22 protein-coding genes, 1 riboswitch and 1 other annotated feature are annotated in these 22,016 nt (G+C 34.8%); of the genes, 20 read left to right on the top strand and 2 right to left on the bottom strand.

Going from position 1 to position 22,016, the window contains the following annotated elements; all coding sequences use genetic code 11:
* The first annotated feature begins 155 nt into the window (after positions 1 to 155).
* The 15 genes from BGI23_RS24740 (at position 156) to BGI23_RS24670 (ending at position 14,605) form a co-directional block, all read left to right on the top strand.
* On the top strand, positions 156 to 740 hold the full coding sequence (locus BGI23_RS24740) for a TetR/AcrR family transcriptional regulator (protein WP_172801697.1): 585 nt from the start codon (positions 156 to 158) through the stop codon (positions 738 to 740).
* Between the two features lie 293 nt (positions 741 to 1,033).
* Positions 1,034 to 1,435: a DUF4064 domain-containing protein gene (locus tag BGI23_RS24735; protein ID WP_070807133.1), complete on the top strand. Its 402-nt coding sequence runs from the start codon at positions 1,034 to 1,036 to the stop codon at positions 1,433 to 1,435.
* A gap of 542 nt (positions 1,436 to 1,977) precedes the next feature.
* Positions 1,978 to 2,655, top strand: a complete 678-nt coding sequence (locus tag BGI23_RS24730) for a response regulator transcription factor (RefSeq protein WP_070807132.1) — start codon at positions 1,978 to 1,980, stop codon at positions 2,653 to 2,655.
* Positions 2,656 to 2,980: 325 nt separating this feature from the next.
* Positions 2,981 to 3,994: a siderophore ABC transporter substrate-binding protein gene (locus BGI23_RS24725; RefSeq protein WP_000753446.1), complete on the top strand. Its 1,014-nt coding sequence runs from the start codon at positions 2,981 to 2,983 to the stop codon at positions 3,992 to 3,994.
* 19 nt (positions 3,995 to 4,013) lie between these two features.
* Positions 4,014 to 5,030 (top strand): ABC transporter permease, encoded by a 1,017-nt coding sequence (locus tag BGI23_RS24720; protein ID WP_000042069.1) that lies wholly within the window; start codon positions 4,014 to 4,016, stop codon positions 5,028 to 5,030.
* Entirely contained in the window at positions 5,027 to 6,091 is a 1,065-nt protein-coding gene (locus tag BGI23_RS24715; protein ID WP_000631130.1) for an iron chelate uptake ABC transporter family permease subunit, read from the top strand. The genes BGI23_RS24720 and BGI23_RS24715 overlap by 4 nt, the downstream gene beginning before the upstream one ends.
* Positions 6,088 to 6,840 carry an iron ABC transporter ATP-binding protein gene (locus BGI23_RS24710; RefSeq protein WP_000590067.1) on the top strand — a complete coding sequence of 251 codons (753 nt, stop codon included), beginning with the start codon at positions 6,088 to 6,090 and terminating at the stop codon, positions 6,838 to 6,840. Before BGI23_RS24715 ends, BGI23_RS24710 begins: the two co-directional genes overlap by 4 nt.
* A gap of 357 nt (positions 6,841 to 7,197) precedes the next feature.
* Positions 7,198 to 8,160, top strand: a complete 963-nt coding sequence (locus BGI23_RS24705) for a nuclease-related domain-containing protein (RefSeq protein WP_070807131.1) — start codon at positions 7,198 to 7,200, stop codon at positions 8,158 to 8,160.
* A gap of 49 nt (positions 8,161 to 8,209) precedes the next feature.
* Complete coding sequence (gene psiE / locus BGI23_RS24700; RefSeq protein ID WP_070807130.1) at positions 8,210 to 8,614, top strand: phosphate-starvation-inducible protein PsiE; 405 nt, start codon at positions 8,210 to 8,212, stop codon at positions 8,612 to 8,614.
* A 143-nt stretch (positions 8,615 to 8,757) separates the two neighbouring features.
* Positions 8,758 to 9,273, top strand: coding sequence for a spermidine N1-acetyltransferase (gene speG, locus BGI23_RS24695; RefSeq protein ID WP_000076825.1), 516 nt, complete (start codon positions 8,758 to 8,760; stop codon positions 9,271 to 9,273).
* 435 nt (positions 9,274 to 9,708) lie between these two features.
* Positions 9,709 to 11,256 carry an ABC-F family ATP-binding cassette domain-containing protein gene (locus tag BGI23_RS24690; protein WP_070807129.1) on the top strand — a complete coding sequence of 516 codons (1,548 nt, stop codon included), beginning with the start codon at positions 9,709 to 9,711 and terminating at the stop codon, positions 11,254 to 11,256.
* Between the two features lie 5 nt (positions 11,257 to 11,261).
* The gene (locus BGI23_RS24685; protein WP_070807128.1) at positions 11,262 to 12,455 is read left to right on the top strand and encodes an MFS transporter; all 1,194 of its coding nucleotides are present in this window, start codon (positions 11,262 to 11,264) and stop codon (positions 12,453 to 12,455) included.
* 157 nt (positions 12,456 to 12,612) lie between these two features.
* A complete protein-coding gene (locus tag BGI23_RS24680; RefSeq protein ID WP_002028818.1) occupies positions 12,613 to 12,846 on the top strand; it encodes a DUF3955 domain-containing protein in 234 nt (77 codons plus the stop codon).
* 100 nt (positions 12,847 to 12,946) lie between these two features.
* Positions 12,947 to 13,186 carry a DUF3947 family protein gene (locus BGI23_RS24675; RefSeq protein WP_000980971.1) on the top strand — a complete coding sequence of 80 codons (240 nt, stop codon included), beginning with the start codon at positions 12,947 to 12,949 and terminating at the stop codon, positions 13,184 to 13,186.
* A 105-nt stretch (positions 13,187 to 13,291) separates the two neighbouring features.
* Positions 13,292 to 14,605 carry an IS4 family transposase gene (locus BGI23_RS24670; protein WP_070807127.1) on the top strand — a complete coding sequence of 438 codons (1,314 nt, stop codon included), beginning with the start codon at positions 13,292 to 13,294 and terminating at the stop codon, positions 14,603 to 14,605.
* 148 nt (positions 14,606 to 14,753) lie between these two features.
* Here BGI23_RS24670 and crcB (BGI23_RS24665) read toward each other — a convergent pair whose 3' ends face one another.
* A complete protein-coding gene (gene crcB, locus BGI23_RS24665; protein ID WP_042876012.1) occupies positions 14,754 to 15,110 on the bottom strand; it encodes a fluoride efflux transporter CrcB in 357 nt (118 codons plus the stop codon).
* Positions 15,107 to 15,511: a fluoride efflux transporter CrcB gene (crcB, locus tag BGI23_RS24660; protein ID WP_070807126.1), complete on the bottom strand. Its 405-nt coding sequence runs from the start codon at positions 15,509 to 15,511 to the stop codon at positions 15,107 to 15,109. Before crcB (BGI23_RS24660) ends, crcB (BGI23_RS24665) begins: the two co-directional genes overlap by 4 nt.
* A 54-nt stretch (positions 15,512 to 15,565) precedes the next feature.
* A riboswitch (Fluoride riboswitch) is annotated at positions 15,566 to 15,625 on the bottom strand.
* A gap of 216 nt (positions 15,626 to 15,841) precedes the next feature.
* On the opposite strand from crcB (BGI23_RS24660), the gene BGI23_RS24655 reads away from it, so the two are divergent.
* The 5 genes from BGI23_RS24655 (at position 15,842) to tyrS (ending at position 21,921) form a co-directional block, all read left to right on the top strand.
* Positions 15,842 to 16,900 (top strand): endonuclease/exonuclease/phosphatase family protein, encoded by a 1,059-nt coding sequence (locus BGI23_RS24655; RefSeq protein WP_000734845.1) that lies wholly within the window; start codon positions 15,842 to 15,844, stop codon positions 16,898 to 16,900.
* Positions 16,901 to 16,925: 25 nt separating this feature from the next.
* Positions 16,926 to 18,428, top strand: coding sequence for a DUF4077 domain-containing protein (locus BGI23_RS24650; RefSeq protein ID WP_000455057.1), 1,503 nt, complete (start codon positions 16,926 to 16,928; stop codon positions 18,426 to 18,428).
* Positions 18,429 to 18,594: 166 nt separating this feature from the next.
* Positions 18,595 to 18,990, top strand: coding sequence for an SET domain-containing protein (locus BGI23_RS24645; protein ID WP_000573649.1), 396 nt, complete (start codon positions 18,595 to 18,597; stop codon positions 18,988 to 18,990).
* A 390-nt stretch (positions 18,991 to 19,380) separates the two neighbouring features.
* Positions 19,381 to 20,298 (top strand): UDP-N-acetylmuramate dehydrogenase, encoded by a 918-nt coding sequence (gene murB / locus BGI23_RS24640; protein ID WP_001057091.1) that lies wholly within the window; start codon positions 19,381 to 19,383, stop codon positions 20,296 to 20,298.
* Positions 20,299 to 20,394: 96 nt separating this feature from the next.
* Positions 20,395 to 20,610: a binding site (T-box leader), on the top strand.
* Between the two features lie 51 nt (positions 20,611 to 20,661).
* Positions 20,662 to 21,921 (top strand): tyrosine--tRNA ligase, encoded by a 1,260-nt coding sequence (tyrS, locus tag BGI23_RS24635; protein WP_044791163.1) that lies wholly within the window; start codon positions 20,662 to 20,664, stop codon positions 21,919 to 21,921.
* Positions 21,922 to 22,016 lie beyond the last annotated feature (95 nt).

The raw sequence follows: 22,016 nt of genomic DNA, 5'->3' as shown, positions 1-22,016 counted from the left end.
AAAGATGTGATGTTTTGAATAAAGCCTCGACGGTTTTAAAAAATTGCGATGTTTTATCCTAGTTTTCCTTTGTAGTCACAATTCATTTTATAGCGCATATCATGGTGAATGAATGTGAAATTTGTTCATTCAAATTATATGGGAGGTGGTTAAACTTGATTCAATTAGATAAACGTCAAACAATCTTCGACGCAGCGCGTACTCTTTTTTTGGAACAAGGATTTAAGAAAACCAATATAGCAGCAATTACAAAACGTGCTAATGTGGCAGTCGGTACATTTTATAAATATTACTCTTCGAAAGAACAGATTTTCTGTGAAGTTTATCTGGCTGAAAATGAACAGACTAAGCACCAAATCATTTCGCAAATCGACACTGATCAATCACCTAAGGAAGTTGTTAGACAATTTTTTGAAAAGATTATTGAAATAGGTAAACATAATGCAATTTTAGCTGAATGGTATCAGAATAGCGAAGTCAGCCAATTCATTATGGAACGTAATCAAAATTGTGACGATTGGCAGAACAGCTTTGTATATAGTTTTTTAATCGACAATATTAAACGTTGGCAGGAGTCCGGTCAATTCCGCCGGGATATCGACTTGGATACAATGATTAGCCTTTTTAATGTATTGATTGTTGTTGATATCCATAAGGATGAAGTAGGTAGTCAGCGTTACCCGCAAGTAATGAAATTACTAGCAGAATTAATCATTGATGGTCTGTCTGCAAGATCATAAAACACTACTTATAAAAGTAGTGTATGTTTTTACATTTTTTTGAATGAACAAATATATAATTCATTCAAAAAAATGAGGATCATTATGCAGGCATCCAAGAAGTCACCGCGGGTATTCTTTGCACTATCATGAAAGGTTTAAGCAATGGTCCTAAAAAGAGGGATGCATAGAAAGTCAATCGTTCTAAAGGGAGCAAACAAGATGCACCAAAAGGACTGTTACAAATAATCATTAGTCTGTAGAATCAATATTTTGAGTTTGCGTTAAGTTTATTTCAATGGAGGTTCATTCATATGAAACGTACAGTAGAAATCGTTTTAAGTGTTTTGGGAGTAATTGTGAGTTTTATCATGACTGGAACTGGAGTTGCTTTTTTATACCTCAAGAATAATGAGGATTTTCTACGATATTTGGATACTGGTTGGAGTGAAAATGAAAACGTCTATACGCTAGATCAGCTGAGTCAAGCTGGAACCATGTTTATTTTGCCCGGACTTATCGGCATTGTACTTGGAGCAAGTGCTGCAATGTTATTGAAAGGAAATCGAAATCCAAAACTTGCAGGATGGGGATTGATTATCGTTTCAGTGGTGATTTGCATCATTTCATTATTTGGTTCTATTCCAGCCATGTTTTTTGTTGTTGCGGGTATTGTGGCATTGGTTAAAAGGCCAAAAGGTAATGTGGAAAGGTAAAAAATTCTCAGAGGTTTTTCGAGACCTTGCGTAAAGCAGGGCTACGCTTCCGTAATAATATTGTCGAAGGTTTTGGTGGGAAGCTTGATGGCTTTCGGGGTATTTTTAATCAAATTTTATTTCAAAGCTACACATTTTGATTATACGGTTAAATAATTGATTTTTGAACATTATATGGTTAATAAAAATTAAGATATGATATGAACCATAACTTTGCCAGGTTGGCGAGGTTATGGTTCTTTTTGTTTTGTAGTTTTATAAAATGCTTAAGTTGAGAACAGTCCCCTTGAAACAGAAACTGAATGAATAGATGTCGATGATAAGCAGGTAGATACAGTCTACCTTTAATGATTATATAATATGTATTTAAATCTTCATATCTTTTGTGTTTCTATTCGTATCTATTGTAAGATTATATAGAGTTCTCCGAATAAGCCGTTATAATGGATTTTTTAGGAATCTAATATCTATAAATTTAAAGGTATTTTTTTGAGATAATTTTTTATGTAACTAAGTTATATTGAAGTAGAGGTGAACCATCGGTGAGGCAGGTGTTAGTAATTAAAAATGAACGGTCTTTAGCAAAGAAAATCGTAAGCGGTTTAACGCAAGAAGGCCACTTCATTTTAAAACTTCACAATGAAAACGAAGGTTTAAATATAATATATGAACAAGATTGGGATATTATCATATTAGATTGGGATTCATTAAGCATATCTGGACCAGAAATTTGCAGGCAAATACGACTTGTTAAAATGACACCGATTATTATTGTGACCGACAATATTTCTAGCAAGGATTGCGTAGCAGGGTTACAAGCAGGAGCAGATGATTATATTAGAAAACCATTTGTGAAGGAAGAATTAGTAGCCAGAGTTCAAGCTATTTTAAGAAGAAGTGACTATAACCAGCAAAATGAGACAAACTTTTTTCAGTTTAAAGATCTCTTTGTTGATGCATCTAGCAATATTGTGAAAAAAGGTGGTAAAAATCTCTCGCTTACGAAGCGTGAGTACGATTTACTTGTATTTTTAATCAAGAATAAAAATACAATATTGAGCCGTGAAATGCTTTTGAACCAAGTTTGGGGACATAACGTAGTCGTAAATCCAAATGTAGTAGACTTATATATTGGGTATGTAAGAAAAAAATTAAAATGTGAGAAGAAAGACAGATATATTCAAACGATACATGGCAGAGGCTATTCAATGGTTGAATGATAAAAATAAGATAATAAAGTAGTTTCTGTGAAATATTAGCTATTACTGTGCGTATTTTGTAAGGGAAGGTCTCTGTCTCGTATTCGTTGAGACAGTATTTAATGAAGGTTAATCAACAGTCCTGATCGCACATATTACTTTTTTGCTTGATTTTATGAATTCACACCATTCACAAGATTTTCACAGAATTAATGACTATACTTATTAACAGGATGTTCAAATGAAAATGATTATCAATAGCAGTTTGGGTACATAAAGTTACTGTCTAATTTAATCTATCGATGTTATCATTTTCGAACTAAATTACATAATAAGGAGTATACGTATGAAAAAAACTATGCTTTTAAAATTAGTAAGTATTCTAGCAATTTTCACTTTAATGTTAGTAGCTTGCTCAGATTCAGGTAAAGAAACTTCGAAAGCTACTAAAGATAATAGTAGTGATAAGCCAAAAACGGTTGAAATCACTGATGCTCATGGAAAGGTTACTGTTCCTGTAAATCCAAAGAATGTAGTTGCTTTAGATAATAGAACGTTTGAAACTTTAGCTGATTGGGGAATTAAATTAGCGGCTGCTCCACAGGATATTATGCCTGCAGATTCAGCATATAAAAATGATAAAACAGTTAAAAATATTGGGAATCACCGCGAACCAAACCTTGAAATTATAGCAGCGGCAAACCCTGATCTTGTAATCGTTGGTCAAAGATTTGCTAGCCATTACGAAGAAATCAAAAAATTAGTTCCAAATGCAGCTGTTATTGATCTTAATGTTGATGTTTCTGAGAAAGCTACTAAGCCAGGTGAAAACTTAGTAAAAGGGCTTAAAGACTCTACAGTTACTTTAGGAAAAATCTTTGATAAAGATAAAGAAGCTAAAAAATTAGTAGCTGATTTTGATAAATCTATTGAAAAAGCAAAAGCTGCTTATAACGGAAAAGATAAAGTTATGAGTGTTATCGTTACTGGTGGAAATATTGGCTTTGCTGCACCGCACTCTGGTCGCGTTTGGGGACCTATGTATGAAATTTTCGGTTGGACTCCAGCATTAGAAGTTGCTAATTCTACTGCAGGTCATAAAGGTGATGACGTTTCTGTTGAAGCTATCGCACAAACAAATCCTGATTGGCTTTTCGTATTAGATCGTGATGCTGCAACATCTGATGCAGCTAAGTCAGCTCCTGCTCAAGATGTTATTTCTAAATCACCAGCTCTTCAAAACACAACTGCTGTTTCTAAGAAACAAGTTATTTATGCACCAGCAGATACTTACACAAATGAATCAATTCAGACTTATATAGAGTTATTTGGAAATATCGCAAAAACTTTAGCTAAGTAGTGTAAAGGAGCACGAAACAGTGTCAAAAAATATGATTTCTAGGGTTGAGAATATTTCTCAACCCCAGTTTTATAATCACAATAAAATATGGACAAAACCTTTTATAATAGCGGTTATAGTTGTTATAATTTTAGGGATTATATCACTGTTTACTGGCGTTTATGATATACGTGGACAAGAGGACGGAATGGAGATGTTTTTCATCACTCGTGTTCCGAGAACAGTGGCATTAATGCTTACTGGAGCTGCAATGGCGATGGCAGGGCTCGTCATGCAACTTATTACACAAAATCGTTTTGTTGAACCTACTACAACGGGGACAATTGAATGGTCAGGCTTAGGCCTGCTTTTTGTGTATTTACTATTTCCTGCCCCGACTTTAGTTCAAAGAATGACTGGTGCAATCATTTTTTCTTTTATAGGAACTATGATTTTCTTTCTATTTTTAAGAAGAGTTAAGCTTCGTTCGTCTTTAATTGTCCCGATTATTGGATTGATGCTTGGAGCCGTTATTTCTGCAGTGTCTACTTTTATGGGACTTCTTTTTCAAATGACGCAAAGTATTGAAACTTGGTTTGTAGGTTCATTTGCTAACATTCAGGTGGGAAGATATGAATATTTATGGCTGATTGTTATCGTTACTTTGCTTATTTTTATGTATGCGAATAGATTGACTTTAGCTGGACTAGGGGAAGATGTCGCAACAAGCCTTGGAGTTAATTATAATAGAATTGTTCTTTTTGGGACTGGCCTTATCTCTGTTGCTGTTGGAATTGTTGCAGCTGTTATAGGAAACTTACCTTTCTTGGGATTAATTGTTCCAAATATTGTTTCCATGTTTAGAGGTGATGATCTTAGAAGTAATTTACCTTGGGTATGTGTGATTGGAATGGGGACAATAACTGCCTGTGACATCATTTCTCGAACAATTATAAAGCCTTTTGAATTACCTGTTTCTTTAATACTTGCATCAGTGGGAGCAGTCGTGTTTATTACTATTTTATTGAGAAAAAGAAAACCAAGGAGGCTACGATGATCACATTAGATTATAGAAATAAAGAAAATGTCGAAGTCGATTCTAGCCTTCATAATGAAAGTAGATCAGCTAGCGCTTTTCGTTCTAAGAAGGAAGCAAGACGCTATTGGATTGTACTGATAACGTTGATTGCTTTAGGCCTCCTTTCTTCATATGGACTTTTAGTTTATAACAATCCAGTTCCGATAGATTCCCCTTCTTTTATCCCAGTTGTTAAGAGAAGGATAGTAGCTATTGTCGCGATGATTATTGCTGCAGTTTGCCATAGCTTGTCGACAGTTGCTTTCCAATCTATTACGAACAATAAGATTATTACTCCTTCGCTTTTAGGTTTTGAATCACTTTATTCAGCGATACATACGAGTACAATATTCTTCTTTGGTGCTAGTGCATTAATAAACTTTAATGGAATTGGATCGTTTTTATTTCAAGTCGTTGTTATGGTCCTCATGAGCTTGATACTTTATGGATGGTTACTTTCTGGTAAATACGGAAATTTACAACTTATGCTTTTAGTTGGAATTATTATTGGCACTGGACTGAATTCTATGTCAACTTTCATGAGAAAGCTACTTGCGCCTTCAGAGTTTGATATTTTACAAGCGAAATTATTTGGTTCTGTGAATCATGCAGATCCTGCATACTTTCCTATTGTAATTCCTATGATTATAGTTGTAGCAGTATTGATTTTTGCTCATTCTAAGAATTTGAATGTTTTGTCACTAGGAAAGGATGTTGCTACTTCTTTTGGAGTTAAATATCAACCTAGTGTAATTTATACGCTTGTATTAGTGGCTATTTTAATGTCTATCTCAACTGCTCTAATTGGACCACTTACGTTCTACGGCTTTTTAGTGGCAACTTTGAGTTATCAGGCGGCGGCAACTTATGATCATAGATATATTTTCCCAATGGCTTTTGCTATAGGATTTTTGATTATGACGAGTGCATACTTCTTAATGTATCATGTATTCAATGCTCAAGGTGTAGTATCAGTTATTATTGAATTATTTGGTGGAATCATATTCTTAACTATAGTTTTAAGGAAGAGGGCTTTATGATAAAAATTGATAATGTTAAAAAGTTCTATACTGATAAGGTGAAAATAGGACCTTTGGATATTGAAATACCAAAAGCAGGCTTTACTTCTTTAATTGGACCAAATGGCGCTGGAAAGTCTACGACACTTTTGATGATTGGAAGACTTTTAGATATGGACGAAGGTCAAATCCAGGTAGCAAATATGGATGTTTCTGAATCTAAATCAAAAGACTTAGCAAAAGTTTTGACTATATTGCGACAAGAAAATCATTTTGTAACGAGGCTTACTGTTAGACAATTAGTTGGATTTGGGCGCTTTCCTTATTCAAAGGGAAGATTAACGAAAGAGGATGAAGTTATCATTTCTAAATATATCGACTTCCTAGATTTAACTAATTTAGAGAATAGATATTTAGATGAGCTTTCTGGTGGGCAAAGACAAAGGGCATATGTAGCGATGGTATTGTGCCAAGAGACTGAATATGTACTTTTGGACGAGCCGCTAAATAATCTGGATGTTGCTCGTTCTGTTCAAATGATGGAACATTTGAGACGTGCGGCTAATGAATTTGGAAGAACAATTTTGACTGTCATGCATGACATAAATTTTGCAGCTAAATACTCTGATAAAATTTGTGCGATGAAAGATGGACAAATTGCTGCTTTTGGAACAGTAGAAGAGGTTATGGACTCAACACTTTTGACGGATATTTTTGAAACAAAAATAGAGATTATTAATGGTCCTTATGGGCCGATCGCCGTTTATTAGTTAGAAAATGTATACTGTAGCTGCTGCCTGTATTTTATAGGCAGCAGCTTTTTTTTATTGTCCATGATGTTGCATGTATAAAAAAGCTCTTTTACATACGGTGAATGTTATTCTTTCATTTAAAAAATGTCGTAATCAAAAGGGGGGAAATAACATTATGCTTACAGTGCGATTTTCGGTGTGGTGATATAATGTTTATGAGTGTTTGTTGTGTCGGTTTTTGTCGGTAAGTCGATATATTTCGAAAATCGCTGATATAATTGGAGTTGCGCTGATATATTTCGAAAATCGCCGATATAATTGGAGTTGCGCTGATATATTTGAAAAATCGCTGATATATTTTGGAGGGGGATAAAAATGATTGTGAAAGAGCGGAAAATGCCTGTACACTTGCTCCAATTAGAAGCTCTACTGAGAAGATTGCCTGCTCATCATTCAAAAAGAAATGTGGTGGTTGAAAATCTAGCGAAATTTATGGCCGGCTATAAAGGAGAGCAGTCGATTGAATATCCACTTAGTTTCTTACCCGAAACGGAATACAGTATTTTACATGATATTAGGTTGTTTGATCAGAAACATTATTTTCAAATTGATACCCTCATAGTTTCCTCATGTTTTCTTCTTTTTCTTGAAATAAAAAATATTGTTGGTACATTAATCTTCGACGCCAAGTTTAATCAGCTCATTAGAATATCAGATGGCACCTTGGAAGAAGGTTTTCCAGATCCATTTTTACAAATAAAACGGCAAGAGATACAGCTGAAAAAATGGCTGAGTCTACATGGTATATATAATCTTCCAATTGAATCCCTCATTGTAATTAGTTCACCTCGTACAATTATTAAAACTTCAGATGAAATACTTTCTAGTAAAATTATCCACAGCGCAAATTTACCTAATAAAATAAAACAGATTAAAAATCAATATAAAGAAAAAGTGGTTAGCGATATAAATGGGTTTATAAATAAAATTATGAATGGGCATTCTTCACAGCGACAAAATATTCTTGAGCAATACAAAATTAAAAAAGAGGAATTGCTCAGGGGAGTACAGTGTGAGGAATGTTTTACAATGGCAATGTTAAAAGAAAAACAGGGATGGCGTTGCTCAAACTGTAATAGTACGTCTAAACATGCTCATTTACGTGCTTTACAAGACTACACACTTCTGTTTGGAACGATAACTACTAATAGTAAATTGAGGGACTTTCTTAATATGCAATCTAGTTCTGCGGTCAAAAGACTCCTCCAAACAATGAATATCCCCCATACCGGCACCAACAAAGGTCGGAAATATGATTTAACCCACCTCCAATTATAATTTTGCTATAATAAATAAATACCTACACGAAGGGGAGCTAAAAGAAAACATGAAGTCGTTTAATATTGATCATTTTATCGCAAGCGTTTTACAGTGGATATTAAACATAGCGTTAATTATATTATCCATTGTCTTATCTATTTTTTTAATTAATGAGACGATTACTTTTATTCAATACATATTTTCAGCGAAGAAGTATACGTCATATAAGTTAGTTGAAAGTATTATTGTCTATTTCTTATACTTCGAGTTCATTGCATTAATTATTAAGTATTTTAAATCGAACTATCATTTCCCGTTACGTTATTTCATCTATATCGGAATCACGGCATTAATTCGTTTAATTATCGTATCTCATGAAGAACCGCTGGAGACGTTATTATACGCAGGAGCAATTCTTGTTTTAGTCATTGCGTTATACATATCAAATATGAGAGATTTGAGAAAAGAGTAGTAGTGCAGACATAAGTTTGCACTACTTTTTTTATATCTTGACCTTAAAGTCACTTGAAACTTTACAATGAAATTAGGGCGTTTGAAATTGAAAAAAATTGAGAAATTAAGTGAAGAGGTTTCTTTTACTTGGAGGTTATAGAAATGAGTCAGGAATTGAAATTGCGTCCATTAGAGCGAGAAGATTTAAAGTTTGTACACGAACTGAATAATAATGCACATATTATGTCGTATTGGTTTGAAGAGCCGTATGAGGCATTTGTGGAGCTGCAAGATTTATACGATAAACATATACATGATCAAAGTGAACGCCGATTTATCGTTGAAAAAGATAATGAAATGGTTGGATTGGTTGAGTTAGTGGAAATCGATTATATTCACCGTAGAACGGAATTCCAAATCATTATTGATCCGAATTATCAAGGATATGGTTATGCAGCGGAAGCGACGCGTTTAGCGATGGATTACGCTTTTTCTGTATTAAATATGCATAAAATATATTTAGTTGTGGATAAGGAAAATGAAAAAGCAGTACATGTTTATAAAAAGGTTGGATTTATGGTAGAGGGTGAACTGTTAGACGAGTTTTTCGTTGATGGTAACTATCATAATGCGATAAGAATGTGTATGTTTCAGAAGCAATATTTTGAAAATAAGTAGTTGAAAGATTTGGAAGTAATGTTGACGCTTCATAAAACTGTATGCTAAAATCCCTTTTAAGTATTAAGGAAGGTGTAGAACATGCTTTATATAAAATTTGTAAAACTCATTAGAAAACTTTGCTCCGCACAAATGTATACGGTGAAGCGTTGTACGGAGCTTAATCAAGGGGTATAACCCCCTATATTCATCGGCTGAATAATTTTTGAAAAAAGTATAGTCTACCTATGCTTATTTCGTTATGGTTATTTAGCTGATGTATAAAATAGATTAAGGGGCCATAGACAATGCTTTGTCTATGGCCCTTTGTGTATATTATTCCAATGAGCTTTTACTGTAAATTGGATTAGTATGGAAAAAACCACGAAGCAGAGGGCTAGTGTCGAATGACGCTATCTCTCTGCTTTTTTTAATTTCAGGAAAAGAGGAATAAAAATGAGTTTACTTAAAGTTGAAAGTTTATCACATAGTTTTATAGATAAAGTATTATACGAAAATGCTTCTTTTGATTTGCATAAAGGGGAGCATATGGGAATTGTTGGACAGAATGGCGCAGGAAAAAGCACATTAATGAAAATATTGGTGGGGGAAATTATTTCTGATAAGGGGAGTGTTAAGTGGCAACCTAATATTCAGATTGGACATCTTGATCAATATGCAGAAATTGATGGGAGCTATACTATTTCACAGTATTTAAAACGAGCTTTTTATGATTTGTTTGAAATGGAAAAGAGAATGAATAAGTTATATGAAGAAAGTGCGATGACTGGAGGTGAGAATCAACTATTGAAAGCAGCTGAAATACAAGAGCAGCTTGAGGCTCGCGGTTTTTATTCAGTAGATAGCATAATAAACAAGGTGTCAGCTGGTTTAGGTATTGATGCTATTGGGATGGAGCGTATTATTGGTGAATTAAGCGGAGGACAACGGGCAAAGGTAATTTTAGCAAAGCTTTTATTAGAAGAGCCTAATATTTTATTATTAGATGAACCGACAAACTTTCTTGATAAAGAGCATGTTGAATGGCTTGCTAATTATTTAATGAATTTTGAAGGAGCGTTTATTGTCGTATCACATGATTTTGATTTTCTGGAAAAGGTAACTTCTTGCATATGTGATGTAGAGTTCGGAACAGTTAAGAAGTATTACGGCAAATACTCAGATTTTGTAAGACAAAAGGAGCATTTGCGAAAAGATTATATTCGCCAATATTATGCACAGCAAAAGAAAATTGAAAAAACGGAAGAGTATATTCGTAGAAATATTGCTGGGGTGAATTCAAAAATAGCGCAAGGTCGTAGAAAACAATTACAGCGTATGGAAAGAATTGCGCCACCAAGTTTTACTCATAAACCGTCTATTCATTTTCAGGAACTTCCCATTTCAGTTCAGACAGTTTTTGAAGTAAATAATCTTGAAGTTGGTTACGACTTCGCTCTCTTACCAAAGTTGAATTTTTCAGTAATGGGTGGGCAAAAACTTGTTATTACAGGTTTCAATGGAGTAGGGAAATCTACTTTATTAAAAACAATCGTTGGAAATATTGCTAGTATTTCTGGAGAGTTTCACTTTTCAGAGCAAATAAAGATTGGATATTATGAGCAAGATTTAAATTGGAGCAATGATTCTTTAACGCCGCTTCAAATTATTTCAGAACAGTTTCCTAAACTGAATAGGAAGGAAATACGCCATCATTTAGCTGCGTGTGGAGTGAAGGATACGCACGTTTCGCAAGAAATTCGTACGTTAAGTGGTGGTGAACAATCGAAGGTGAAACTGTGTGGATTATTACTATCACCTTGTAACTTCTTAATTTTAGATGAGCCGACAAATCATTTGGATGCAGAAGCGAAGGAAGCTTTGCAAAAGGCGTTAATTAAGTTTAAGGGCAGCATTATACTCGTATCTCACGAAGCAAGTTTTTATCTTGATTGGGCAGATAGCATCTTTCATATAGAGACGGGATTAGTTAAGGGGGTGTGAAACGTATGAGTGAAAACAATTGGAAAACGAAAATTATATTATTTTTGACCGCTCAAACGATTTCGTTATTCGGTTCATCTCTCGTACAGTACGCGATTATATGGTATATCACCCTTACAACATCATCGGGGATGATGTTGACCATTTCAACTGTTTGCGGTTTCCTACCACAAATCGCGATTTCTTTATTTGCAGGTGTTTGGATTGATCGTTACGACCGTAAAAAAATGATTATGTTATCGGACGGGGTTATAGCAATTGCTACATTAGTTTTAGCAGTTTTATTTTTAACAGGATATAAAAGTATTTGGTTACTTTTTATAGTACTACTCATTCGTTCAGCCGGGACAGGGGTACAAACGCCAGCTGTGAATGCGTTAATCCCACAAATCGTTCCAAAAGATCATCTTATGAAAGTGAATGGGATAAATAGCAGTATTACATCTTTAATTATGTTTCTTTCTCCAGCAGCAAGTGCGGCAATTCTTTCTATTGCTAGCATTGAAACGACATTTTTTATTGATGTTATTACGGCTATGATCGGAATTAGTATTATGTTTATCATTCAAGTGGAGAGACATGTGAATGCAGAGAGTAAGCAAAAATCTAATCTACAAGGTATAAAAGAAGGTTTTGTTTATTTAAAAGAAAATGTATTTATTAAAAGGCTACTCGTTTTATTAATCATTGTCATGATCTTAATAAGTCCAGCTGCCTTTTTAACACCTTTAATGGTAACTCGTTCTTTCGGTGCAGAAATGTGGAGACTTACTGCTAGTGAGATGACTTTTAGTGCGGGGGCAGCAGCTGGTGGCGTATTAATTGCGGCGTGGGGTGGCTTTCGTAATCGTATGCATACAACAGCGCTAGCTTGTGCGTTATATGGACTGCTTATGATTGGATTAGGGATTGCACCAATATTTATTATGTATTTACTATTTAATTTTTTAATTGGTATAACAATGCCGTGCTTCAATACACCAGTTACCGTGTTATTACAGGAAAAAGTAGAACCTTCTATGCATGGGCGGATGTTTAGTGTTGTACAAATCGCTAATTCATGCGCGCTTCCTTTAGGAATGATAATATTTGGCCCATTGGCTGATATGTTTAGTGTAGAAATTTTGTTAATTTGTGCTGGAATATTTGTGCTGTTGTGTGCGATTTATGTTGTAGTAAGTAAGAGATTTGAAGTGTAAATATTGATGTTTGAAAAGGTTTGTGAGGCAATTTCAGATACTTCGCAAACCTTTTTGTTTATAACAGTCAATAATTATTTATTGTAAAACAATAAATAATTATTGACTGTTAATGTTGTTTTGGGTAATATGATGTTAACAATCTAAGGGTAATTATATGAATAGAGGAGAATGTGAAATGAAAAATACATACGTAGTAGCTATTTCTTTCATGATTTTAGCGATTATTTCTTTAACGATACATGCTTCAAACAGTAAAGTAGGAGCGAATGGGTTCCTTGAAGAACCTTTCTTTTTCTTAGTACCGATAAGTTATGTATTGTTCCTTAGTGGTATTGGTGTATTACTATTTGGATTTATTACTTCAAAGCTGAAAAAAAATAATAGATAAAATGAGGTTTAATTAGTGAGGGATTCGTTAATCGGAATGAAACACTCCTCATGAAATAGAAACATACGATATGGAAGAAAAATAATAAGTGAGTTGAATAATGATGAATCATTATTTTTATAGTGGTAGACAAGTGGGGGCAGCTATTACGCTTGCCGGGGCACAGGGAACCATTCATGCTGTGAATCAAGTGATTCAAATGCAGCAACAAGCATATTTGGCACAAATGATGCAAGGACAGTATATGCCATACTCACAACTTCCAATGCAAAGTGTGCATTATGATGTGTATCCAGCGGGTTTACTTTCCATTCCATATGGTGGGACTTACTTCTTATAAAAAAAGCGACTGATAAGAGCATAGCCATCAACTTAAGAAAATGAATAAAATAATGAAATTAGGGCACCCTTTCATGCAGTACTGTATGAAAGGGTGTTTTAATTTATGGCTATAAACAATGACGCACCAATCGAGGAACTTGCGTATCAAACAGGTATGATTCAACGGAAACGAAAATTTCAGGCACAGAACCTTGTATCACTCTGTGTGTTTTTAGGACAAACAATCAGTTCTGAATCTTTAGTTAGCCTTTGCACGAGATTAAATGAAGCCACCGGTACTTGCATCTCAGCGGAGGCACTCAATAAGCGTTGGAATGAGAAAACTGTAACCTTTCTCAAAGAGTTATTTCTGTATGCCTTCCGGCAAAAAATTTATCCCACACAATCGCTAGCCAGTCGCTTTACACGAATTCGCATTTTGGATTCGACATCTTTTCAGCTTCCTTCTTCCTATGCCAAAGTTTTTAAAGGATTTGGCGGTGGAGGTTCTGAATCAGGTGTAAAAATTCAATTGGAATACGAACTACTGTCAGGAGAATTTTTAGGAATGACCGCAGACCACGCAACTAGCAACGATGCAAAATATGGACAAGAACGGACGAAAACCCTGCAAGCTGAAGACCTCGTACTTCGCGACCTTGGGTATCATGATATTAGTGATTTAGAGAATATCTCACTAGCCGAAGCTTACTATATATCTAGAATTCGTTGGAACACGCAAGTGTACCAAAAAGGGGAAGATGGAAATTGGATTTTATTAAATATAGAATCCTTAACGAAGAATTTACAAGAAGGAGAAACGCTAGAATTGCCAGAGGTATATATCGGATTAAAGTACAAGCATCGAACTCGCCTCATCTTATATCGTTTAAAGCAGAATGAATGGGATAAGCGCTTGGCACATCATAAAAAAATGAAAAAGAAAATGCCAAAGTATGCGAGCAAAGTAAATCTATTAGTTACCAACACTTCGTCAGAGAAACTGCCGGCCACAGAGGTATATGCTTTTTATTCATTAAGATGGCAAGTAGAAATTCTATTTAAAACATGGAAATCTATATTTCATATTCATGTAAGTAAAAAAATGAAATTAGAACGATTTCAATGTCATTTGTATGGCCAACTCTTACGTTTATGTTTAGTCGCAAGCGTTACTTATCAGATGCGAAGACTTTTATGGGAGAAAAAAGGAAAAGAAATGAGTGAGTTGAAGTGTACTTATATGGTGCAGATTTATCTAAAAAAAATACACGCCGCACTTTTTTATACTTTCCAACATCCTGTTTCAGTGCTCAGCAGGCTCTTTCAAGATATCAGTAAAAATGGGAGAAAAGCACGACGGTATAAAAAAAGAACACCGTTTGAGATCCTAGGCTTAATAGGTAAATCAACGGATCAGCTTCCAATGGCTTCATAAAAAAATAGGTACCATAGGAAGTTCTATTTGAGTATGCCCAAAATATAGGATTGTATTCAAAGATTGTAAAAAAAGTGCCTCCGATGCTTTTAGCATCGGAGGCACTTTTTTAAAGTTGATGGCTATGGACTGATAAGAGTCGCTTTTTTTATATTCCGCCTAGCTGCATTCCAAGGAATGCGAAGAGGATACCAATGATATAAGTAGCACTTAAATATAGAAATAGTATGCCAAGGTTTTTACGATTGAAGAGCTGAATGGACTCTAGCTTAAATGTTGAAAATGTCGTGAAGGCACCCATAAATCCAGTACCTAATAATAATTGCCAACCTGTAGTGACTCCGTTGCCAATTATATATCCGAGTAAAAATGCTCCTGTTATATTAATGAGAAATGTAGCAATTGGAAAGGAAGTCTTATTTCTTTTTTTAAACCAATTGCTAATTGCAAATCGTGTAATCGCACCGAAAAATCCTCCTGTTGCTACTAATAAAGCTTCTATCATAAGTGATCACCTTCCGTAAGATGTTTCTTAAGTAAGAAATCACCTAGTGTATAGCCAAGTCCAGACATAATGAGGCCACCAAGTATGCTGCATGATACATATAAGAAGGCTATGCCCCACTCAGAATGATTGATCAATTGAATAGTCTCTACACTAAATGTTGAAAACGTCGTAAAAGAACCGATAAATCCTGTCCCGATGCCTGTGATTACATCTGAAGGTAAGTTGTTGAGCTTAGCGATATACGTAGTCAGCCAAGCTAGTAAGAAGCATCCGGCTAAGTTAATAAGTAATGTAGCTAGTGGAAATGTATGATGCCAAAATTCATGAATAGTAAGACCTAAATAATAACGAGAAAGGGCTCCTAATATACCGGCAATGCCGACCATAATATAAATCAATTTTCTCACCTCTTTAAATAGCTTGCTCAAAAAAATAGACTCCTACCAGTAGTTATACTGGTAGGAGTCATTAGCTAAGTAGCGTTTATGGCGAACTCCATCACCTATGATTATTACATATAGTGTACTAAACATTACGCTTGATTTCCAGTGAAGGAGTTGGGGCGTTTTGTATTTTTGATAATGTAAGAGTAAGAAATATCGCTTATAAACTAAATATAGTGATATAAGGTTTTTGTTGTGATAAAATATTTCGTATGTTGTCATTCAGTTTTAGTTAACTGAAAATAAAGATAATTAAGTTGTGTGTTTTAGAAAAGGGGCGTTTATTTGAAGAAATTATTAAAAATAGTACTTATATGTATTTTAGTAGGGGTGGGAGTGGTAGGTGGTTTTTTAGCGTATATGACACTTACTAAAGAACAGCCTGCTGATGTTATAAGTTTGAAGGTAGAAAAGAATAAAGAGCGCGTATTAGCGACAGGAAATGAATTTAAAGTTACAACATTTAATATTGGATATGCTGGATTAGATAAGGATCAAGATTTCTTTATGGATGGGGGAAAGGGATCTGGTTCAAGCAGTAAAGCGCAAACGGAAACGAACTTAAAGAGTATGCTTTCGTTTTTACAAAATGAGAATAGTGATTTTGCGTTATTACAAGAAGTCGATATAAAATCAATGAGATCATTTGATGTGAATGGGCATGAGTTTTTGAAAAAAGGATTACCTGATTATGCTTCGTCGTTCGGAAAGAACTATGATACAAAATGGGTTCCCGTTCCAATTACAAGTCCAATGGGATATGCGGAGGCTGGATTAAGTACGTTTTCTAAATACACTGTTCAAGAAGCGAAGAGATTCCAGCTTCCTGGAATGGAGCCTTGGCCAAAGCGTTTATTTGATTTAGATCGGGCGATTGTTGAACATACAATCCCTGTTAATAATGGAAAGCATGTTAGACTTGTAAACTTACATTTGTCTGCGTACGATGAAGGCGGGAAAATTAGAAAACAGCAAGTAGAGTTTTTAAAAGAATATATGAACAAGCATTATAAAAATGGTGATTACGTAATAATGGGCGGAGATTGGAATCAATTAGTTTCTGATGTTCAATTAAGTGATCCGAAGTTTGTGAAGGAGCGTCCTGAGTGGTTAGTAGAGTTACCGAAGGACTTTACTGATGGTGGCTTTAAATGGGCTGTAGACCCGTCTGTTATGACTGTGAGAGATGATGTAAAGAAATATGTAGAAGGTGAAAATTTCGTCACGATTATTGATGGCTTTATCGTTTCACCGAATGTTGAGATTGTAAATGTGCAAGGAAAAGATTTAAAGTTTGAAAATAGTGATCATAACCCAGTGAGTGCGGTATTTAAGCTGAAGTAATTAAGTGCAGAAGGTGGGACTATATATGGAATGGTTAAAGAAAACTTGTTTTTCTAACCTTGAGAAAGAATCACAGAAAAATCATTTATTGCTGTTTATTACAATTTGTAGTTTCTTCCTTGGAATCATCGCAATTGGGTATTACGGATATATTTTTACAGAGAGAGCAATCGCGTTTTGGGTTTGTGGCATTTCTGTCGTTGTATTTGGAACACTTCTTACTTTTATAAAAAGCATGGAAACGACGTATAAATATATCATGACATTTATGTTGCTTATGATGTCTTTCATTATGGTACAAGCTTTTAATGAAAGCCCAGCTGTATTTCAAATGGTCTATTTTACACTAGCCGTTTCACTTATTTATTTAAGTGAACGCCTCGTTGTAATTCTAGGCGGAGTGGCAGTTGTAATCACATTTATTCTTTGTAGTTATTGGCCAGAGCAATTTTTTGCTTATACAGCTGCATCTGAAGCTGCAAACTTCGCAAGTTTGTTAGCGATCGTAACAATCGCTATGTGGGGCGTCACGAAAATTGGTTCTAACTTGCTAGCTCGTTTAAGTGATGAGAAGCAAGAAGTAATGAGAAAAGCTCAGGAATTAGAAGAAACGCAAAGACTTATTGAGGAAACGGTTGTAAAACTAGATCGTAATTTCAATTATTTAAGACAAAATATGAATACATCGATGGAGTCGATGAGTGAAATCAATTTCGCTTTTGAAGAGGTAGCAGTTGGTACGCAATCACAATCAGAGATGATGCATCGTTCGGTAGAAGTATTGAATGATATGGAGGGGAATATTGAACAAATCATTTCTCAAGTAAGAAATGCATCGATTCGTGTTGATGAAAGCTTAGAAATTTCAAAGGGTAGTGTACATACTCTACGAAGTTTTGAAGCGAATATGAGAAGTTTAAATGATGTTGTTTCACAATCAGGAATTATATTTAGAGATTTAATGATGCAATCGAAACAAATTAATGAAATTGTAGATGTAATAACGAATATTTCAAGTCAGACGAGTTTACTAGCTTTAAATGCAAATATTGAAGCTGCAAGAGCAGGTGAGCATGGAAAAGGATTTGCTATTGTAGCGAATGAAGTACTAAAGCTTGCTGAGGAATCGAATCGTTCTGCTGGAAGAATTCAAGGGATTTTGAAGGATTTTAGTAATCAAGCAAGTAAGGTAGAAGTGCAAGTAGAGAAATCAGAAAGAGTACAAGAAGAATGTAATGAAATGCTAGTAAGTGTTTTAACAAATGTAACGGATTTAGGGAAATTTATTGATGAAATTAATGATGTAATGAGAGAAATCGTTGGTCATCAAGAAAGTTTCCAAGTTAAAACGACGAATATCGTAAAGGATGTTACACATGCTTCCAATGTAATCCAGCAAACTTCTGCGGCTACAGAAGAAGTGTTAGCAAGTGTGGAAGAAGAAAAACATCGAAATGATACATCTGTGAAGACATTACATACTGTTAGCGAGCAAGTGAAATTGTTAGAAGATATTTTAGAAAAGTAATATCACTTAAAAAGGGCACAACGTTTGAGCCCTTTTTTCATTTAAACGAAGACTTGCTCGGATTTTAATTGCTTTTCTGCTCGTTTTCTGCCAAGCTTAAGAAGATGAAATTCAGCTAATAGCGGAATTAAAATACTTCAAAGAAAGAATTAAATAGGTGACGTATATGATCGAAGTTAAGACTTCTGAACTTAGTGATGGAGAATTTAATAGAGGTGTATTTGCAACTCGTGATATTAAAAAAGGTGAGTTGATACACGCAGCGCCAGTTATCTCTTATCCGAATGAACAGCATGAACACATTGAGAAAACATTACTTGCTGACTACGCATTTGAGTATGGGATTAATCATACGGCAATCCTTTTAGGATACGGCATGTTATTCAATCATTCATATACACCGAATGCGACGTATGATATTGTCTTTGAGAATCATACATTTAACTTCTATGCTTATAAAGATATAAAAGCAGGAGAAGAAATCTTAATCAATTATAATGGTGAAGTGGATAACGATGAACTGTTATGGTTTGATAAAGAAAAAGAAGAGAACGAAAAGTAATTTAAAATAAGTAATGAAAAAGATGCCTTTACCTATGTAAAAGCATCTTTTTTTGTTGATGAAAATAAAGTAAAGATTACAAAAAAATACCACTTTATTTTCGTGTGGTATAGTAAGATACTGAAGGGTAGTGTTTTGAAAAAGTAATATATTTTACAAATTGTTGTCTTTCTGATGACATGTCAAGTTTAGTAGCCCATTTGGGTTGCTTTATTATGCAATATATATTTTAATATGAGTGGCACCTCTTATAAATTAAGAGGTTAATAGGTGTCTCGAATTGATTTTGGGTACACTGTATCCACCACTTTAGGTTCATTTCATGTATGTGGGGATATTATGGGCCCGTATAACGGGATAAAAAGAATATAGAAATAGAGGAATCGTAAAATGAATATGCAAGAGGTTTATGAATATTTAAGTACGGTATTGCCTGAAGGTCATGTGAAACAAGATGAAATGTTAAAGAATCATACGCATATTAAAGTTGGCGGAAAAGCAGATGTTTTTGTTGCGCCGACAAATTATGACGAAATTCAAGAAGTTATTAAATATGCGAACAAATATAATATTCCAGTTACGTTTTTAGGAAATGGATCGAATGTTATTATTAAAGATGGTGGAATTCGCGGGATTACAGTAAGTTTAATTCATATTACAGGTGTTACTGTAACAGGAACGACGATTGTAGCACAGTGCGGTGCAGCAATTATTGACGTATCACGTATTGCGCTAGAACATAACTTAACGGGTCTTGAGTTTGCTTGTGGTATTCCAGGTTCAGTTGGCGGAGCATTATATATGAATGCAGGTGCATACGGCGGTGAAATTTCGTATGTATTAACAGAAGCTGTCGTAATGACAGGTGATGGAGAGCTACGTACTTTGACGAAAGAAGCATTTGAATTTGGCTATCGTAAGAGTGTATTTGCGAACAACCATTACATTATTCTTGAAGCGAGATTTGAACTTGAAGAAGGTGTACATGAAGAAATTAAAGCAAAAATGGATGATTTAACGTTTAAACGTGAGTCAAAACAGCCTCTAGAATATCCTTCATGTGGTAGTGTATTTAAACGCCCACCAAATAACTTTGCTGGTAAATTGATTCAAGACTCAGGGTTACAAGGTAAGCGAATTGGTGGAGTAGAAGTTTCTCTAAAACATGCTGGATTTATGGTGAATGTTGATAACGGAACAGCACAAGATTACATCGATTTAATTCACTTCGTACAAAAAACAGTTGAAGAGAAATTTGGCGTGAAGTTAGAGCGTGAAGTAAGGATTATTGGAGAAGATAAAGAATAACATATACGTATGAAACTGCGAATTATTTTAAAATAATATTTGGGTATTGTTGACAATTTGTTTTCAATTCAATATAATGGCTAATAATTTAACAAATAACATACGTTGAAAGAGCCCAGTAGCAGTTTGTCACTGTTAACGAGAGAGCTAGGGGATGCTGGAACCTAGCACAAACAAATTTGCGAATTACACTCTGGAGTATCTTAGGTAATGCTAAGCGGATTGGCAATCGATATTATTGCTAAGAGTGGTATGAGTAGCTATGCTATTTATACAAACTGGGTGGTAACACGGTGAATCATCGTCCCTATGTCATAGACATAGGGATTTTTTGTTTTTAAAAAATAAAGGGGATGACAAAAGATGAACATTATTGATGAATTAGAATGGCGCGGCGCCATTAATCAACAGACTGATGAAGAAGGTTTACGTAAGCTAGTAGAAGAGAAAAAGATTTCGCTATACTGCGGAGTTGATCCGACTGGTGATAGTATGCATATCGGACATTTGATTCCGTTTATGATGATGAAAAGATTCCAGTTAGCTGGCCATCATCCAGTTATTTTAATTGGCGGGGCAACAGGAACAATTGGTGATCCGAGTGGACGTCAATCAGAACGCCAACTTCAAACGTTAGAAGTAGTTCAACATAATGTGGATGCGTTAACAGCACAAATGAAAAAGCTATTTGATTTTGGCGGAAATAGCGAAGTAAAGATGGTAAATAACTACGACTGGACACATGAAATAAATATTATTGAGTTTTTACGTGATTACGGGAAAAACTTTAGCATTAATAGTATGTTAGCAAAGGATATCGTAGCAAGTCGTTTAGATACAGGAATTTCTTTCACAGAATTTACGTACCAAATTTTACAAGCGATGGACTTCCATCATTTATACACGAAAGAAGATGTTCAACTGCAAATTGGCGGTAGTGACCAATGGGGAAATATTACGAGTGGTTTAGATTTAATTCGTAAGTTAGAAGGGCACGAAGCAAAAGTATTTGGATTGACAATTCCGTTATTATTGAAATCAGATGGTACGAAGTTTGGTAAATCAGCAGGTGGTGCAGTTTGGCTTGATCCTGAAAAAACAACACCGTTTGAATTTTACCAGTTCTGGGTGAATACAGATGACCGTGATGTCGTTAAATACTTGAAATACTTTACGTTCTTAACGAAAGAGCGCATCGATGAGTTGGCAGTGAAGGTAGAAACAGAGCCTCATAAACGTGAAGCGCAAAAAGTACTAGCGGAAGAAATGACGAAATTCGTTCATGGAGAAGAAGCATTGCTGCAAGCTGTGAAAATTACAGCAGCGTTATTTAGCGGAGATATTAAATCGTTAACAGCCGATGAAATTGAACAAGGCTTTAAAGAAATGCCAACATTCCAGTCTTCAAAAGAGACGAAAAATATCGTAGAATGGCTAGTTGATTTAGGAATTGAACCATCTAGACGACAAGCGCGTGAAGATATTAATAATGGAGCTATTTCTATGAATGGCGAAAAAGTAACGGATGTAGATACGGATGTTACGGTAGAAAATTCATTTGATGGACGATTTATTATTATTCGTAAAGGGAAGAAGAACTACAGCCTTGTGAAGTTAGGATAATGAAGAAGGTTTAAAAATTATATCGGCGATTTTCGAAATATATCAGCGCAAATCTGAATATATCAGCGATTTCTCCGATATATCGATTTACCGAC

Source organism: Bacillus sp. ABP14, from assembly GCF_001831375.1.
Taxonomy (GTDB): Bacteria; Bacillota; Bacilli; order Bacillales; family Bacillaceae_G; genus Bacillus_A; species Bacillus_A paranthracis.
This window is presented reverse-complemented; position numbering and strand designations above follow the sequence as displayed.